Genomic DNA, 16,690 nt, shown 5'->3' with positions numbered 1-16,690 from the left:
ATATAGATATCATCCAAGGATCTTGGTTAAAAATAATAGAATCTTGCGATTTAATGGGAGGCTTCCCTTATATGAAAGAAAACTTCACAACCGCATGGTCGGAAGACTCAATTCGATTCATTGCCAGCCCTTCCTCATTCGCCAAGGCGAACCTGTTTTACGTACAAGAAATCGGCCATTTCCACACCAAGCCAGGCTATTTCACAGAACGAGAAGGTCTTGACTCCTATTTAATCGCCTACATACTTAAAGGCAATGGGATGTTGACTTATCAAGATAAGATTTACCCCTTACGTGCTCATCAGTTATTTTTCATCCAATGTGATAACTATCATCGCTACACAACCAATCCTCAGGAGCCACTTGAGCTTCTCTGGGTCCATTTACACGGTAGTGCAACAGCCGCCTATTATGAGCAGTATGCGTCAGCACATGAGCCCGTTCTGCAGCTAACAAGCGATTCAACGGTTTCAACCTATTTGCGTCAAATGCTGCAGATCCAACAACAAAGAAGCGCTGCAACGGAGCTTCTCTCCTCGAAGCTTCTTGTCGAGCTGCTAACGGATATCGTCCTTGCTGCGCAGCAAATAAGCTTGTCCGAATCGGACAAGCCTGATTACATCGATGATATTTGCCAAACACTGGAGTCCAGATTCACGGAAGCTATTTCGCTAGACGAACTTGCACACGAACATGCTGTCAGCAAGTATCATATGGCCAAACGTTTTAAGCAGTATACGGGATTCTCTCCACATGAATTCCTAATTGGCATCAGGATGACGCATGCGAAGGAGCGTCTGAAATATTCCGATATGCCCGTATCCGAAATTGCGGTCTCGGTTGGCATCGAGAATGTCAGCCACTTCATCAATTTGTTCAAGGACCGCACCGGCGACACACCTCTCGTCTACCGAAAGAAATGGCAGCGCCCTCGCTAGGAGGTTATGACCTACTTCAAATCCGACTCATCCAACACCGCCGGAATCTCAATCCAAGCCCTTACCCCTTGATCCTCCCTAAGCGCATACTGCAAGCCAAAGCCTTCCCCGAAATGCAGCTGAATCCGCTTCTGCACATTAATAATACCAAATCCTTTATTACTCTCTTTCCCCTGCAGAATCGCATTCAGCATCCCAATATCGGCCGGGCGATATCCGTTATCCTCGACGCTGATGATGATTTTGCCATCCGAGTGTTTTACCTTGATCCAGAGCTCCCCATCTTGACTCATATTCTTAATCCCATGGAGAATGGCATTTTCAATAATTGGCTGCAGGAGTACCTTCGGCATGAGGAAGCGCTTAGCCTCCTCTTCAATTTCCCAATGCGCCTTGAACGCGTACTCATAGCGGAAAAGTTGTAACCTTACATACGCCTCAGCATGATTAATTTCTTCCATCACCGGAATGAGAAGTTTACCTTTACTAAGCCCAATCCGCATAATGAGAGACAAATCCTTAATCATTTCGGCCGATTCGGCTGCCCCTTCCATTAGCGTGTGCCAATAAACCGACTCCAACGTGTTATACAGGAGATGCGGATTTATTTGTGTATGCAATATCGACAATTCAACTTCCTTATGCTTTAATTCAAGCTCATATTGGTCATATATCGTCTGATTCAATCGATTCGTCATGCGAATAAAATGATTGCTAAGCAGCACGATCTCATTTTTACTTTCTGCATGCATAGTAATGGCTAAAGGTTTTCCTGGGTGATACGAATTCGTAATCCGAGCTAATCGGGAGATCGGCTTCAAGATCGATTGAATAAAATACATACTCGCCAAGATCAAGATTAAGAAGTAAATCAACATAATCCAATCCACAAGTCGCTGGACCGAGATATGATCACTAATAATCGATTCGACCGGAACACGCATTAGCAGCTTGGTAGCCGTAATCTCACTCGTGTGAATGACTGACATGATCTCTTCATCGTTCTCGATTTGCTTATAGACCCCTTCCTCTTTTCCCGCAGGTATGCCAATCTTCGAGCCAATGCCGAATGCTTCCGTATTCGTAGCTAACACCGTATTATCGGGGTCAAGCAGCAGAATTTGAGCATCTTTATACTTATCGAAAGGGACGAAATCCATCTGCAACGGCGTCTCAATGCCCGACACTACCAAGTAGCCGATAACTGTTTCGCCGTTATAAATACTGTTTAACTGCCTCAGGTAAGCAACTGTTTGCGTATTATTCGGATTGTATCCGAATTTATCAATAACACGAATAATGCCCTTCCCTTTCGCATTGCTGACCGCTTTATACCACGATAGATCGGTCATATCCGTCGAATAAAACACCCCGTTATTCAACAGGTCTGAATTAGGGACGAACGAATACAACTTATCTTTATCCGAGAAAAACAACGAATACCGTACGGCATTAGTTGAATAATTGTTCAAATATTTATCTAACGTTTTGAAGATCTCAAAGCGTTCATATTCGGAGGATGAGGGAATGCTTACCAATTGTTGGATTTCTTGCGAAATCATAATTTTTTCTGTTTTTTCTTCAAAATCGCTGCTTTCCCGATCCAAGGTTAGATGACTTCCCCGAACTAATTGAAGCAGGGCAGTCCCGACTTGTTCTTCCGTAATGGATTCCAGCTTCTTGGCAACAACTAAATCCAGGACGAGAGTAGGTATCACAACGAAGACGATAAGCAGTAGGATCAGTTTTTTCATCAATTTCATATTTTGCAGCATTTTGCGCATACGTGCTTATCATCCTTTCCAAGCTTTCCGCCAAGCTGCTATGGCAAGTACCCTCTGCAAGTTAGGCTCTCAGTAGGTTCGCTAAGCTTGAAGGATTCTCCTTTAAGCAACAAGAAAACGCCTTCAGAATTTGCATTCTGATGGGCGTTTTCCTCCTAACCTTTTACACTAGACACCGATAAACCGCGAATCATAAACTTCTGGAAAATCAAGAAGAAAAGTACCGGTGGCAGCATAGCCATAGTCAACACCGCGAAACGTACACTCCATGGGATTACAGAGTTCGAATATACAACATAGCGATAAATGCCGGTGGCAAGTGGATACATACTTTTATCCGTCATCACAATGTTCGGCCAGTAGAAATCATTCCACGTGGTAGAAAACGACAGCATGAGCAGTGTGCCAATGATCGGCGTTGACAGCGGAACCGCAATCCGAATGAAGGATGTGAATTCACTTGCCCCGTCAATACGCGCAGCTTCCAGCACTTCTTTGTGAATGCCATCGAAGAAATTTTTGAGCAGCAGCATGAAATAAGCATTTGCCGCCGCGGGCAGCCAGAACGCCCAGTAGGTGTTGATCATCCCTAAGCTTTTCAAATTCAAAAAGTTAGGTACGATATACGTTGCAGGTGGAATCAAAAGCGTTGAGAAAAAGAAAAGTGTCATCCAGCGCTTGAACGGTACTCTCAAATGGGATAAGGCGTAGGCGGCTAACCCAATAAATAAGAGGGAACAGACCACATTTCCAACATAAATCACTAGTGTATTTTTCAAAAAGGTCAGTAATGGAAGATCAAAGCTGTTGAAAGCATCATCATAATTTTTCCAAATCCAATGCTTCGGGAAAAAGGTGGGTGGAAAGGTGAAAAACTCTTCCCGCGTTTTCAGTGAGCCAAAAAAAGTATTTAGAAACGGATAGATGGTCGTTACCGCAATCGCCAAAATGAGTAGTACCATTAGCGTGTATCCGAGTTTGACGGAACCTTTTTTGAAATCATGCGGGGATATTAACCCTCGTTCGCCTTGCTTCATGCTTTCTCACTCCTACGCTGCATGACATTGTATAGTAGGGTCATTCCAATGAGCACGAAGAACATCAAGCTACCCATGGCACTCGCTTTGCCGAATTCCAGATCGCGGAACGCCGTGTGGTTGAGCCATAGCAAGTACGTCAACGTTGCGTTATTAGGACCGCCGTCGGTCATCGATAATTGCGCTTGGAAGCCTTGTGAAGTCGTGATCAATTGGAGCACAAGCAATAATCCCATTAAGGTTTTGATACTAGGCAAAACAATATAACGAACGCGCTGCCACACACTGGCCCCATCGATTTCAGCAGCTTCGTATAAATCCTTCGGAATCCCTACGATCGCGGCAATATAGATTAACGTAGCTGCCCCGAAGCTTTGCCATGTTTCTAGAATAACAATCGAAGCCATCGCTAATTTCGGACTAAAGAACGAAACTTGCCCCAAGCCTATTTTTTGTAACAGACTATTAATAGGTCCTACGGCATCAAAGAACCACATCCACATGCCGTACAAAACAATGGCAGGTACCGCACTAGGCAAATAGCTGATGATACGTGCTGCGCTTTGAAACCGTCGAAGCTCGGATACAGCGATTGCAACCAACGGCGGGATCCAGAAGCCCAGAATAATACCTAAAGCCATATAGATCAATGTATTCTTAATTGAAATCCAAAGCAGATCATCCTTCAGAATACTCACATAATTTGCTAAGCCAGTGAAAGAATTGCCATCTACGAAATCAACGTTATAAAAGCTATAAAAAATCCCTTTGAAAATAGGCACCCAGAGAAAAATAATGAATAACACGACTTCCGGTAAAATAAACAGTGTACCCCATAAATACCAGTTCATCTTCTTCTTCGATACCCTGCTGGCTACGACCGGCTGTGAACTTAGCTCTGCATCCATCCTAAACACTCCTTATAGTGAGAAAACCCCTACTCACGGCCACTCCATAATAAGCGGCCGCAAGTAGAAGTAAGATTAGGCTTACCTATTCGACCTTCACTTTGTCAAACGTTTCCGTTTGCACTTTGGTCGCGGCTTCAGACAGTGCTTTTTTCAAATCCACATCTTTCGTCGTAAACACTTTTTGAATGACATTAGCCATTTCTGTGTAGTATTTTTGAGCTTCGTATTGAGCTTCAGGCTTACCATCCCATAGAGCCAGCAATTGCGGATCGTATTTGAACACGTTATCATACTTCGTTAAAAGATCTGTATACTTTTTACCGAAATCAGAGGAATCTTTCCAGTAGTTGATTGGTTGTGGAATGTACACGCGGTTTTTGCCTTTACGATCTTCGATTTCTTTCTTCGTGGAGTTCAAGAAGTCATCTGTGAAGTACTCATCTGTAATCCATTTAAATGCCATTTCTTGTTGATCTTTATCGCTCTTCGGATTAATAACACGATAGTTACCACCAAGTACGCCCGTATGTTTGCCACCTTTGGTAAAGGAAGGCATTGGATATACGACGAGATCATCCTTGCTGATGCCACCTTCGTTAATCGCAGTATCTGCTGCGTTACCGCTGCCACACATCACCATCGCGCCACGGCCTTGTGCAAAAGCATTCAAAGCATCGCCATAACCAAGTGCCCAGTTTTGCGGGATCAGGTTCTCATCCTTCAGCTTTTTGTAGAATTCAAGCGCTTGCAAGCCAGCTTCTGAATTGAATACGCCAACTACCTTGCCGTTTTCTAACTTCTGAACATCGCCACCGGCTGCATATAGGAAATTCGTCCAGTTCCATCCTGCTTCTGGTCCTTTGCCCATGGGAATAAAGCCTGCGATCCCTTTCGCTGGATCATTGATTTTGCGAGCTGCGGCTAGCAGATCCTCCCACGTCCAATCCATTGGTGGAAGCTCGACACCTTTCTCTTTGAACAGCTTTTTATTCAATGTAATCGTCATGACGTAACCATCAATCGGTACACCGTAGGTTTTGCCATTCACCACAAAAGGTTTGGAAAGTAAATCATTCATATCCTTAGCATGTGCCCAAGTGCTCATGGAATCGGTAATATCAGCAACCCATTTCTTATCTACAAGCACTTTGCCTTCCGTTGCATACGTCGTATACTCGGTTGGCGCACTGTTCGATGCCATTTTGATACCGATCTCAAGCGGATTGTACTGCCAGTCGTCTTTTTTGAAATCCGCATTCGGGAATTTCGTTTTGAATCGTGCAATACGCTGATCTAACTGATCATTCTTTTCCTTTTGGTCGGCTTTAAAGCTTTGAGCTGTGATCGTTACTTTCTTCGCAGCAGGAGTGGCCGTAGCAGCAGCTGGTGTGGATTCTTTTGCCGCCGGAGCAGGCGAAGCTGTGCTCGTTGTTCCATTGCTTGAACTACACCCCGCTATCAATACCGTTAACGCAATCGCACTCATTGTAGACGCTTTCTTAACTTTCATGTTTGGTTCCCCTTTCGAATCGCTTCTCGCTTGTGGTTGCTACAGTTTTGATTATAAAGGGAGATCCTACCATGAGCGATGTGTCGTATTACGCTAAGTATGTCGTATGTTACGTACCTGCTTGCTTCACTTCGGAGATATTGATCCCGAAATGCTTTTTGAATATTTTGCTAAAATGCTCAGGAGATTCATAACCGATTTCTTCCGAAATCTCATAGCGCCGTTTATCCGTCGTCAGAATAAGACGCTTCCCTTCTTCCATCCGCAGCTTCGTGACATAGTCCCAGATGTTCGTCCCCATCACTTTTTTGAACAAATAGCTCAAGTAATTCGGACTCAAATGTACCGCATCCGCGATATCCTGCAGCTTTAACCCTTTATCGCAAAAATGGCCCTCAATATACAATTTCGTGTCATACACAATTCGGTTATTCGCCTCATCAACCCCTGTAATAGATAAGTCGGGATTCGGATTGATGCTGTCTTTATCCTCAATATAAAACATGTAGTGACCCTTATTCGTTTCACAGCAGGTTAAGCTCACTAGCGCTTCCTTATACATCACTGGCCATTGCGTAATGCCTTCACGGATGCGACTGATGCCGATCTGGCTTTTCACATTCAAATATTTCTGCAAATTCGTATGAATCATTTGGGCCACCATCAACAGCTGGTTCACACGCATCGAGCCCCTGCTCTCCTCTTCTGTAATTTGCAGCAGCAAGGTGAAGGTGGAATTGTGGTTATTGAAAACAAGGTGACTCCACTGACTCGCAGTTTCCTCCATAATGTTCAAAGCTGCGTATTTCAACAAACTGCGATCCTTCAACGTCGATATTTCCTGATCATGAATTCCGCCACGTTCGAGTGATAATTTGATGGTCAGCATGCTAAAATACGTGCCATTCATGCGATGATCCAGTGTCTCTATAATGGAAGGCACCTCGGACTCATGGATCGTCCCTGTCACCAATTCATTCAAATAATAATTCGTCTCGTGCGACATATGCTCTGGCAGCGTGCGAGGGCCTTCCCAATTCGCGAAGCGTTGACCCTTCTCTTCCTTTTCCTTCAGAAGCTTGGTCACGACCGAAATGAGATGCGGCGGCGTAATCGGCTTAACCAAATATTCCTTCGCTCCAAATCGGATCGCTTTTTGCGCATACTCGAATTCACCATGCGCAGACAAAATCACAATTGGAATGGATGGGTCCTCCAGGAAAATGTTCTCGATCAACTCGATGCCATTCATTTTCTCCATCTGAATATCTGTAAATACAAGATCAATTTTCTCTAAATGTATAAAATCAAGCGCCTCAAACCCGTTATACGCGATGAAGACCTCGTTAATGTCCAATTTAGACTGCTTCAAAATCGTCGCAACACCCTTGCAAATCATCGGCTCGTCATCTACTACTAAAATATTAACCATACTGCCACCTCGTTCATTTACTTGCCATAACTCCATTTTATTGTACAACAATTGATGTGAATAGGTGTTTTATTACGTTTATCGTGTGGGATGTGTGGTTGCTCGGTTACTCGACGTTAATTGAAGCAGTACGCGATTAAGTCGATTTTCTCGACTTACACATCCACAATTGCCGCTGAGGACACGTGTAAGTCGATTTTTTCGACTTACACATCCACATTTGCCGCTGGCAACACGTGTAACTCGATTTTTTCGACTTACACTACCACAATTGCTGCTGAGGACACGTGTAAGTCGATTTTTTCGACTTACACATCCACATTTGCGGCTGGCGACACGTGTAACTCGATTTTTTCGACTTACACATCCACATTTGCGCCTGGCGACACGTGTAAGTCGATTTTTTCTACTTACCTCACTTGTTACGATGCAAGAGTCCCACCGCTTTTTCAGTAATCATGAATTTATGACTTCTAATCATTCCGCTACCAATTGAATAAATCAAGCCTTTTGCTTCCAAATCTCGCAATACTTTTCTGCAAGTTTCTCTTTTTAGCTGAAGCCACATGCATACGTCCGTCAATCGAAATGTTTATTACCTAGCAACGAGAACCTCAAAACTTCCCGCTCATAAACAGGCAGCTGGAGCAACCCGACACCCTCCGCGTTACCGATTCGGCCGATTAATTCATACAAGTTTCTTTGGCAGAAACTCGGCTTTTTCTCAAGCTCATCTCGGCTATGAGAAACGGTCCCTCGTAATTCTCTCAGCATGGGTGACGAAGCTGTCCTCTTCGAAAACAATCCGTAAATTGGGGTGAAATACGTCACCGTAAATCTTCACTCCTGACAAGTTCATCATTTCATATTCAAGCACCAAGCCCTCTAAAGTTCCCAAAACAGGCAGAAGCACTACTTCCAAAAGTTTCTTTGTTCCTGTCAGGTCCCTTTGCAGCATCTCTAGCCTCTGACCGCCTGCACGCCGAACTTGTTCTTCCAAAAAGATTTCATACTCCTTCTCGAACACTGAGACCATCTCCTTAAAAAAAATAAAAACGCCGCCAACTCCAAAAAAGGAGCTAACGGCGTGTTCTTCACGCGTAAAATCATACTTATCCTCACGATACCAAAACATTTTACACTTAGCAAAGTATATCTATTTATCCCTATCTCTTAATTAATTTAAAATCATCATAATGGAAGCCTGGTGCAACTACACAGGAAACCAGAACGGGTTCATCACCTAATGGTCGCGCCATTTGCCATACGTGAGCTGGAACAAGAGCTTGTGGATGCTGACCGTTCAGCACATCAGGGCCAAGAATAATTTCTTGAGTCGCTTTAGGTTGCTCACTTGTTCCTCCTAATGTAAGTAATATTGGGCTGCCAGAGTGCCATAACCATAACTCGTCGGAAAATACAGTGTGCCATTCTGAGAATTCATCTGGATGAAGCAAAAAATAAATGGATGTTGCTGCGTATCGCGAACCGGAGTAAGCTTCATGTAGGACCTCTTTCGGAATTTCGAAGGAAGCCTTCCAGAGCTCCTTGTACCATCCGCCTTCAGGGTGAGGCTTTAAATCCAAGGTTTGAACAAGTGGTGAAAGCTGTTTGGTAAGCATATGCTTTCTCCTATCTCTCTCTAAACTTACAAAGAATGAATTATACCATAGGGAAGTCACATAGTGTATATGGAATAGTTTCCGAAACCCCCAACCGATAAGCACGTATTGAAAAAGGAATCCATCTAACAAATGCTGGGAAACGAGGGATGAAGATGCCAAATCATATGAACCTTCAATTGAGCGTAGCGAAAGAACGGATGTTTCGACTGCACAAAGCAGAACGCAAAAGAAAAGATCTTCAGAACCGAGTATATGAGCAGGAACGACTCATCCTACGATTAGAGGTACAGCTTGAGTCTGAGCAGGCAGATGTAGACAAATTAACACGCTTATCTCTTGTGAATTTATTCCACACGATTCTTCGCAGTAAATCCGAACAACTCGAAATGGAACGCCAACAAGCCCTAGCGGCTGCTCTTCAATTAGAAGCTGCGAAGCAAGAGCTTCAGGATGTTCAGAAAGCGTTGATCCAAGTAGGTGATGACCTAGCTAACTACCAACGCGCAGAAGACGACTATAAGAAGCTAATGGCCGCTAAAGAATCCGCACTTTTAAACACACCTTTATTATCAAGAGAGCTTGAAATGATGGACGATGGCATCGATGATCAAAAGCTGTTGGTAAAAGAGCTTAAAGAAGCATTGACCGCTGGAAAGCTTGTACTAGCTTCCTTAGCAGATGCGTCCAATAGCTTGGAGAAAGCAGAAAATTGGGGGAAATGGGACTTGTGGGGCGGTGGCGGCATGATTAGTACCCATGCAAAGCATAGTCATGTGGATGATGCCAAACGTTTTATTCATCAGGCTAATCACCAGATTCTAAATTTTCGTGACGAACTAACCGACTTGAATCGTAGTTTTCACATTGAGATTGATATCAGTGACACCTTGAAAATGGCTGATTATTGGTTTGATGGACTCATTGCAGACTGGATTGTCCAAGGTCGCATAACGAATTCTCAAAGCCAAACGCTTTCAGCTATGAATAAAATTCGTCCTGTCGTTGCTCAGCTTCAAAAGGAGTATTTAGCCGCAGATGCGACTCTATCTGGCCTGGTTACCAAAAGGATCAATTGGATCGAGGAGTCTAGCTTGGACATTTGAACAAAAAGAGCCACTCCCAACCAACGTTGAGAGTGGCTCTTTCCGTACCTCAGCTTCTATTTCATCTGTTGCAACAAATTCACACGATAAGCTTCGCTTTCCAAGCCTTGAATTTCTTTGTACTCTTCCTCGGTCAATCTGCGTGGTGTACCTACAGATTTCGCGATCAAGTAAATTTTCGCGCTCTCTTCCATAACTTCGGTGCGGTAGTAGGCTTCGCGCAGGTTTTTGCCTGTGGTGACTAGCCCATGATTGTTGAGCAGAATCGAGCTATAGCGATCCGCTTTCTCTGCCACGAGATTGGCCAATTTGTCCGTCGTCGGCACAACGTAAGGGACGAAAGCGACGTCGCCAACCAACGCGGCTTGGTCTGGGAACAACATTGGCAGCTCATTGTCGACGAGCGTCAATGCGATGCAATACGCAGGATGCGTATGCACGATTGCCTTCATTTCGGGATTAACCCGGTAGCAGAACAAGTGCATTAACACCTCAGAGGATGGGCGATATGTTTTATCCAAAATATTCCCTGAAGGAATATCTACGGGCACCCACTGCTCGGGTTCGATGTCTTCTAGCGCAAATCCGCTTGGAGACAGATACATCGTATCTTCAAATCTAGCACTTATATTTCCTCCAGGTCCTACTACTAGGCCCTTGGCTACACTTTTGCGCGCATACTTCGTTAATTCTTCTCTGGTTAGCTGTTCGGACATGATGTCTTCATCTCCTTCCTGATTTCTTCTCAATGACCTTCATATAGGCATGATAAGCTGCGGCCCACTGCTCGGCGGCTTCTGGCTCATAGCGTTCCGGCGGGAAGCTGTTCATTACGACTTGGCGGATTTCTTCCAGCGAACTCACCTCGCCATGCGCCTTCACTTGCATCATGATGTTCCCGATCGCTGTAGCTTCAATGGGACCTGCGATGACAGATCTTCCTGTCGCATTGGCGGTCAGCTGGCACAGCAGTTGGTTCTGTATGCCTCCACCTACCATGTGAACCGTCGATAACTTACGTCCCGTAAGCCCTTCGATTTCATCCAGCGTTTGCTTGAACTTCATGGCTAAGCTGTCGACAACACAGCGAATCAACTCCGCCTTCGTTTGCGGCACGGCTTGCCCGGTCTGCACACAATACTGGCGGATACGCTCTGGCATATTTCCAGGAGCAAGGAAGACAGGGTCCTGTGAGTCAATATAGCTTCTCAGACCTGGCTCGAGCCGAGCCATCTCCTGCATCTTAGCGAAGCTGAGCGACTCGCCCTCAAGCTCCCATTGACGCTTGCAGGCCTGCAGGAGCCAGAGTCCCATAATATTTTTGAGCATCCGAATTTTCTGCTCAGCTCCGCCTTCATTCGTAAAGCCAAAACTTAAGCTGTCTGCTGTCATCATCGGTTGATCGAGCTCCACTCCCATGAGGGACCACGTTCCGCAAGAAATGAACGCATAATCCCCAGCTAAGGAAGGGATCGATACAACAGCGGATGCTGTATCATGTGAGGCCGTCGCTACGATCGGAAAAGCTCCGATCTGAAGCTCTCCCGCGATTTCTTTGCGCAGCGAACCGCCAATTGTTCCTGGCATTACGATGTCTGTGAACAGCGTGGAAGGTATGCCCAGCTTCGAAATCAGCGAAGTATCCCATGTACGAGAGGTTGGGTTCAGCAACCCAGTCGTACTTGCAATTGTGTATTCAGTAGAACTAATACCAGATAAATAGTAACGAAATAAGTCCGGCATCAGCAGTAAGCGAACGTCATCTGGCACCTGTAAGCCATCTTCCAAGGTTTCGGCATACAACTGAAAAATCGTATTAAAAGATAAGGGCTGAATTCCCGAATGCGCATAGATATCTTGCGCTGACATTGTCTGAAGTAACGCGGACATAGCCCGCTCATTCCGAGATTCCCGATAGTGATAGGGATTCCCAAGTAGCTTGCCTTTGCCGGTAACCAAGCCATAATCCACACCCCATGTATCAACGGCAAGGGAAGCCGGAGCGCCCGCGGCATGTTGCTTGTAAGCAAGCACACCTTCCTTCAGTTCATGGAAGAGCCGGAGAAAGTCCCAATATAAACTGCCATTCAGCTCGACAGGATCATTTGAAAAGCGATGAATTTCTTGAGTCGTCATTGTAGAGCCGTTCCAACGCCCAAGTATCGTTCTTCCACTACTAGCACCAAAATCGACGGCCAGCATGTTTAATTGGTTGTCACCCACGCGGGTTCACCTCCGCAACTGCTTACTTATATAGAGGACCAAAGTTGCTGCACGCTCTGAAGTCTGCACCCTCAGGATCTGCTGTTCCGAAATTGCTCCAAACACGCGGACGGAAAACATCCTCTTTTGCCACGTTATGCATGGATACTGGAATACGCAAAATCGCTGCAAGCGTGATCAAATCTGCCCCAATATGCCCGTAGGAGATGGAGCCGTGGTTGGATCCCCAGTTATCCATTACGGAATACACATCAGTAAACGAACCTTCTCCAGTCAAAATAGGCGCAAACCAAGTCGTCGGCCAAGTTGAATCCGTACGGTCATCTAAGGTCTGATGCACATTTTCAGGCAGGTCGACGGAGTAGCCTTCTGCAATTTGCAGAACTGGCCCTAAACCTTTGACCAAATTAATCCGTGACATCGTGACAGGCATTCCGCCCTTAGTTAGGAAATCTGTGGAATAGCCGCCCCCGCGGAAATACTCAACAGATGCTGGACGCCATGAAGTCGCTGCTAGGCAATCCGTTACTTCTTGATCTGTAATTTCCCAGAAAGGTTTCATAACCGGTTTACCATCACGCGACTGTTGACCCGTTCCATCCAACGCAGCAGGCCCTGAGTTAATCAAATGAAGGATACCGTCTTTGGCTGCACCTGTAAGTGTGTGACCTGTTACGCGTTTCACTGCGTCTGGGCTCCAGAAAGTTCTTACATCTGCGAAAATTTGAGCTGTATTCGTCAACAGGTTACCGAACAGCATAACTACGCCATTCAAGCTGTCGTTCTCTGTCGCAACAAGGTAAGGAGCACGCTTGCCATTCCAGTCAAAAGAAGTGTTCAACACGGCTTCCATGAAGTCGCCATTCGGGAAATGATCCGTCCAATGGCGTTGGCCTTGGAACCCAGAAAGAATCGCATTATGCCCCAGTGCCTCTTCGCCGAATTCGATATCTGCCAAGCGCGGATTGCCGACCATCAGGTCGCGTACGATCATCGTCATTTTAACAACCGTTTCCCAATCCTGATCTTTCTTCTCACGGGTCGTTTGAATCGCAGCTGGATTCTTGTCGGGACCTTCTACGCAGTTCTCCTTCACCCAATTCAAGGCCAATTGATATTCTTCTGGATCAAAAATTTCTTCGTCAATCCGGCGTACTAACTCGGACATATCAACATACTCATTGCGCATGCCCAAATAGTTTTGGAACAGCTCCTCGTTCACGATCGAGCCCGCAATCCCCATGGAAACGGAACCGATGGAGAGGTACGATTTCCCTTTCATATACGCCGCTGCAAGTCCTGCCTTAGCAAAACGAATCAACTTCTCATGAACATCCTGTGGAATCGTTGTCGTTCCCGAATCTTGCACGTCTTTGCCGTAAATGCCGAAGGCTGGGATACCTTTTTGTGCATGACCGGATAAAACAGCAGCCAAATACACAGCGCCTGGACGCTCAGTTCCATTAAAGCCCCAGATGGCTTTCGGTGTTGAAGGATCCATATCCATCGTTTCCGTGCCATAGCACCAACAAGGTGTTACTGTGATGGAGACGCCAACGCCTGACTTCGTGAATTTATCCGCACAAGCAGCAGCTTCTGCAACGCCACCGATACACGTGTCCGCGATAACGCATTCAACTGGCTGTCCATTCGGATATTTCAACGTTTCGCTCAGCAAAGCAGCAACGCCCTTCGCCATGTTCATCGTTTGCTCTTCAAGTGATTCACGAATACCTTTTCTTCTACCATCAATCGTTGGGCGAATACCAATTTTCGGGAACTCTTGATTCCATCTGAAATCGCTGTTTGTCATATTCATTCATCCTCCTCGTTATGTAAAAAGCTCATCTATCCTCTTACTTGTGCACATAAAGTAGAGTTATCGGTAATTCATTTCACTCGACAACTACGCCTTTTCTTAAAATAACATTGGCATAAAGCGCCTTTTCACTCGTCGCCACAATGGCATAAGCTTTCTTCGCCCGCTCATAGAAAGCGAACCGTTCCACATACTCGATGGCCGGTGCAGCGTGTTCACGAATAATCCCCTCATACTCACCCCATATCGGTGTTTCAACAGGATCACCAGGTACGACGGCCATGAGTGCAACAGGATGTTCACTGTAAGTATCCAGTGGATATAGCGATAATACCGCTTTCAACAATTCCGGTACACCATGACCATCACAACGCAATAGCCGGTTGGTATGACTGGCGGCTGGGAAATTCCCATCTGCTAAGATGATTTCGTCCCCGTGTCCCATCTCCATCAGCACTTTGAGCAGCTCAGGTGACAGGATCGAAGGTATCCCTTTTAACATCATCAACATCTCCTAGTTAAGTTTGTGTTACCGATAACTCAAAATTAACAACTTTATGTCTTGCTGTCAATCCTTTATTTCTATACAATATGAAATAAACGGCCTAGCAAAGGAGATTAACACGTGATAACAATCTATGACATCGCCGAAAAGGCTGGAGTTTCCGCGATGACGGTTTCCCGAGTGATCAATAACACCGGCCGTATCAGCGAAGAGACGCGCAAGCGCGTGCGGAAAGTCATGGAGGAGCTCCACTACATTCCGAATGCATTGGCACGCAGTCTAGTTTCCCAGAAGACGAATCTCATTTCCTTGCTCATCACGGATATTACCAATCCGTTCTATACAACACTCGCCCGAGGCGCCGAGGATGCAGCGAAGAAGGCTGGCTATCGCTTGCTTTTTGCCAATAGTGATGAGGACTATGTGAAAGAAAAGGATTACGTAGATATGATTCTATCTACACGCGTTGATGGCGTGTTATTCGCACCCGCTGGTGATCATTCCCACGACAACCTACTGCAGCTGCAAAAGCATCAGATTCCATTTGTTGTCCTGGATCGTGAAATCCCCGGGATTGATGCGGATGTTGTCCTTGGAGATAGTAAAGAAGGTGCTCGCAATCTCGTAGAGCATTTGATCGCTCTTGGGCATCACCGCATTGCCTTGGTTAACGGTACACAGGACGTTTCAACAGCTCGATTGCGATACATAGGCTATAACGAGGCGCATCGTCTTAATGGACTAGCCCTCGATGATTCACTCGTGGTTCATCTGGGTTACCGCGATTTCCACGATGATTCTGCTCTCGATGAGCTGCTCCAGCTTGATGATCCGCCTACCGCTATTTTTGCAGCGAACAATATGTTGGCCGTTGGAGTCATCCAATCCCTGCGTCAGCGCGGCTTACAAGTGCCAGGGGACATGTCTGTCGTTTGCTTCGACGACTTCGGACCCGCGGGCGCGATCAACCCGTTCCTCACCGTTGCCGCACAACCAGCCTATCAATTTGGTCAACTAGGCATGCAGCTCCTGATTGAACGTATAGAAGGCGAATCTAGCGTCGAAGCTCGCAGAATTATGTTGCCTTCCGAGCTCATCATTCGCTCGTCGACACAACTCCACCCTCAGCTCACCACATAGAGAAATAGAGGCTATTGTTCTCCCCATTTATGAGCAATAGCCGCAATAATCTCTTCTTTCGTCTCCTCCGTCAGCCCATTCCGAAGCTCCGTTATAAACTCAATAAATAACAGCGATATGAGTTCATTCGTCTCCATATTCAATTGATGGTGATGCTTCCAATTCATATCATCGAAAAAAACACGCATCCGATTAACCTCGGCTGGGTGTAATCTGACATTTAGCGTTAGAAAGGCCGATCTCTCTGTTTGACTATCCTGAAAGGAGAGTCCCCATTGAAAGCCGGGTACACTTCCTGGATTAGGTCGTTCATTCGTGTTTGCACTAGCAATAACACCGCCAAATTTAGTCCTTAGCTGCAAAATGTAGGTGTACAGGTCCTTGCCTTTTCGGACGTGATCCATAAAATTATCGAATAAAAGCTTAACGAGAAACGTTTTATTGATCCCGCTAAGCTCATCTTGCGATGTATACACGATATCCTCCAAGAAAGCATCTGCTCGGTCAAAATAGTCACGAGGCGCCCGTACTTTAACCGTATGGTAGATGTCCGTCGCTCCCTTCTGAAATAAGCCCGCCCATGATTTTAGTGTGAGCATCGCGCATTCCCCCTTCTTTCCCCTCTTAAACTACTATTCCAAATCTAGCACAAAAATGACTACT

Annotated in this window: 15 protein-coding genes; 3 read left to right on the top strand and 12 right to left on the bottom strand. The window is 45.6% G+C overall.

The features are described 5' to 3' along the window. The first annotated feature begins 71 nt into the window (after positions 1–71). Complete coding sequence (locus tag AC58QG_RS23380) at positions 72–938, top strand: AraC family transcriptional regulator (protein WP_497364527.1); 867 nt, start codon at positions 72–74, stop codon at positions 936–938. Between the two features lie 11 nt (positions 939–949). Here the strand turns inward: AC58QG_RS23380 and AC58QG_RS23375 are convergent, their stop codons facing one another. The 7 genes from AC58QG_RS23375 to AC58QG_RS23345 form a co-directional block, all read right to left on the bottom strand. Next, positions 950–2,722, bottom strand: a complete 1,773-nt coding sequence (locus AC58QG_RS23375) for a cache domain-containing sensor histidine kinase (RefSeq protein WP_497364526.1) — start codon at positions 2,720–2,722, stop codon at positions 950–952. A 155-nt stretch (positions 2,723–2,877) separates the two neighbouring features. Then, a complete protein-coding gene (locus AC58QG_RS23370; protein WP_497364525.1) occupies positions 2,878–3,759 on the bottom strand; it encodes a carbohydrate ABC transporter permease in 882 nt (293 codons plus the stop codon). After that, the gene (locus AC58QG_RS23365; RefSeq protein ID WP_497364524.1) at positions 3,756–4,667 is read right to left on the bottom strand and encodes a carbohydrate ABC transporter permease; all 912 of its coding nucleotides are present in this window, start codon (positions 4,665–4,667) and stop codon (positions 3,756–3,758) included. Before AC58QG_RS23365 ends, AC58QG_RS23370 begins: the two co-directional genes overlap by 4 nt. Positions 4,668–4,752: 85 nt before the next feature. Continuing rightward, a complete protein-coding gene (locus tag AC58QG_RS23360) occupies positions 4,753–6,180 on the bottom strand; it encodes an ABC transporter substrate-binding protein (RefSeq protein ID WP_497364523.1) in 1,428 nt (475 codons plus the stop codon). Positions 6,181–6,289: 109 nt separating this feature from the next. Then, positions 6,290–7,612, bottom strand: a complete 1,323-nt coding sequence (locus AC58QG_RS23355; RefSeq protein ID WP_497364522.1) for a response regulator — start codon at positions 7,610–7,612, stop codon at positions 6,290–6,292. 739 nt (positions 7,613–8,351) lie between these two features. After that, positions 8,352–8,747 carry a hypothetical protein gene (locus AC58QG_RS23350; protein ID WP_497364521.1) on the bottom strand — a complete coding sequence of 132 codons (396 nt, stop codon included), beginning with the start codon at positions 8,745–8,747 and terminating at the stop codon, positions 8,352–8,354. A gap of 31 nt (positions 8,748–8,778) precedes the next feature. Next, complete coding sequence (locus AC58QG_RS23345; RefSeq protein WP_497364520.1) at positions 8,779–9,234, bottom strand: cupin domain-containing protein; 456 nt, start codon at positions 9,232–9,234, stop codon at positions 8,779–8,781. 149 nt (positions 9,235–9,383) lie between these two features. Here AC58QG_RS23345 and AC58QG_RS23340 point away from each other — a divergent pair, with 149 nt between their 5' ends. After that, entirely contained in the window at positions 9,384–10,340 is a 957-nt protein-coding gene (locus AC58QG_RS23340) for a hypothetical protein (protein ID WP_497364519.1), read from the top strand. A gap of 56 nt (positions 10,341–10,396) precedes the next feature. Here the strand turns inward: AC58QG_RS23340 and AC58QG_RS23335 are convergent, their stop codons facing one another. The 4 genes from AC58QG_RS23335 to fucU form a co-directional block, all read right to left on the bottom strand. Next, positions 10,397–11,056, bottom strand: a complete 660-nt coding sequence (locus AC58QG_RS23335) for a class II aldolase/adducin family protein (RefSeq protein ID WP_497364518.1) — start codon at positions 11,054–11,056, stop codon at positions 10,397–10,399. Between the two features lie 7 nt (positions 11,057–11,063). Beyond that, positions 11,064–12,563 carry a rhamnulokinase gene (locus AC58QG_RS23330; RefSeq protein ID WP_497364517.1) on the bottom strand — a complete coding sequence of 500 codons (1,500 nt, stop codon included), beginning with the start codon at positions 12,561–12,563 and terminating at the stop codon, positions 11,064–11,066. Positions 12,564–12,585: 22 nt separating this feature from the next. After that, complete coding sequence (locus tag AC58QG_RS23325; RefSeq protein ID WP_497364516.1) at positions 12,586–14,376, bottom strand: L-fucose isomerase; 1,791 nt, start codon at positions 14,374–14,376, stop codon at positions 12,586–12,588. Between the two features lie 82 nt (positions 14,377–14,458). After that, positions 14,459–14,884, bottom strand: coding sequence for an L-fucose mutarotase (fucU, locus tag AC58QG_RS23320; RefSeq protein WP_497364678.1), 426 nt, complete (start codon positions 14,882–14,884; stop codon positions 14,459–14,461). Between the two features lie 123 nt (positions 14,885–15,007). Here fucU and AC58QG_RS23315 point away from each other — a divergent pair, with 123 nt between their 5' ends. Beyond that, the gene (locus AC58QG_RS23315) at positions 15,008–16,027 is read left to right on the top strand and encodes a LacI family DNA-binding transcriptional regulator (protein WP_497364515.1); all 1,020 of its coding nucleotides are present in this window, start codon (positions 15,008–15,010) and stop codon (positions 16,025–16,027) included. Positions 16,028–16,038: 11 nt separating this feature from the next. Here AC58QG_RS23315 and AC58QG_RS23310 read toward each other — a convergent pair whose 3' ends face one another. Further along, positions 16,039–16,626: a hypothetical protein gene (locus AC58QG_RS23310; protein ID WP_497364514.1), complete on the bottom strand. Its 588-nt coding sequence runs from the start codon at positions 16,624–16,626 to the stop codon at positions 16,039–16,041. Positions 16,627–16,690: the final 64 nt, after the last annotated feature.

The organism is Paenibacillus sp. J22P169 (assembly GCF_059691995.1).
This window is presented reverse-complemented; position numbering and strand designations above follow the sequence as displayed.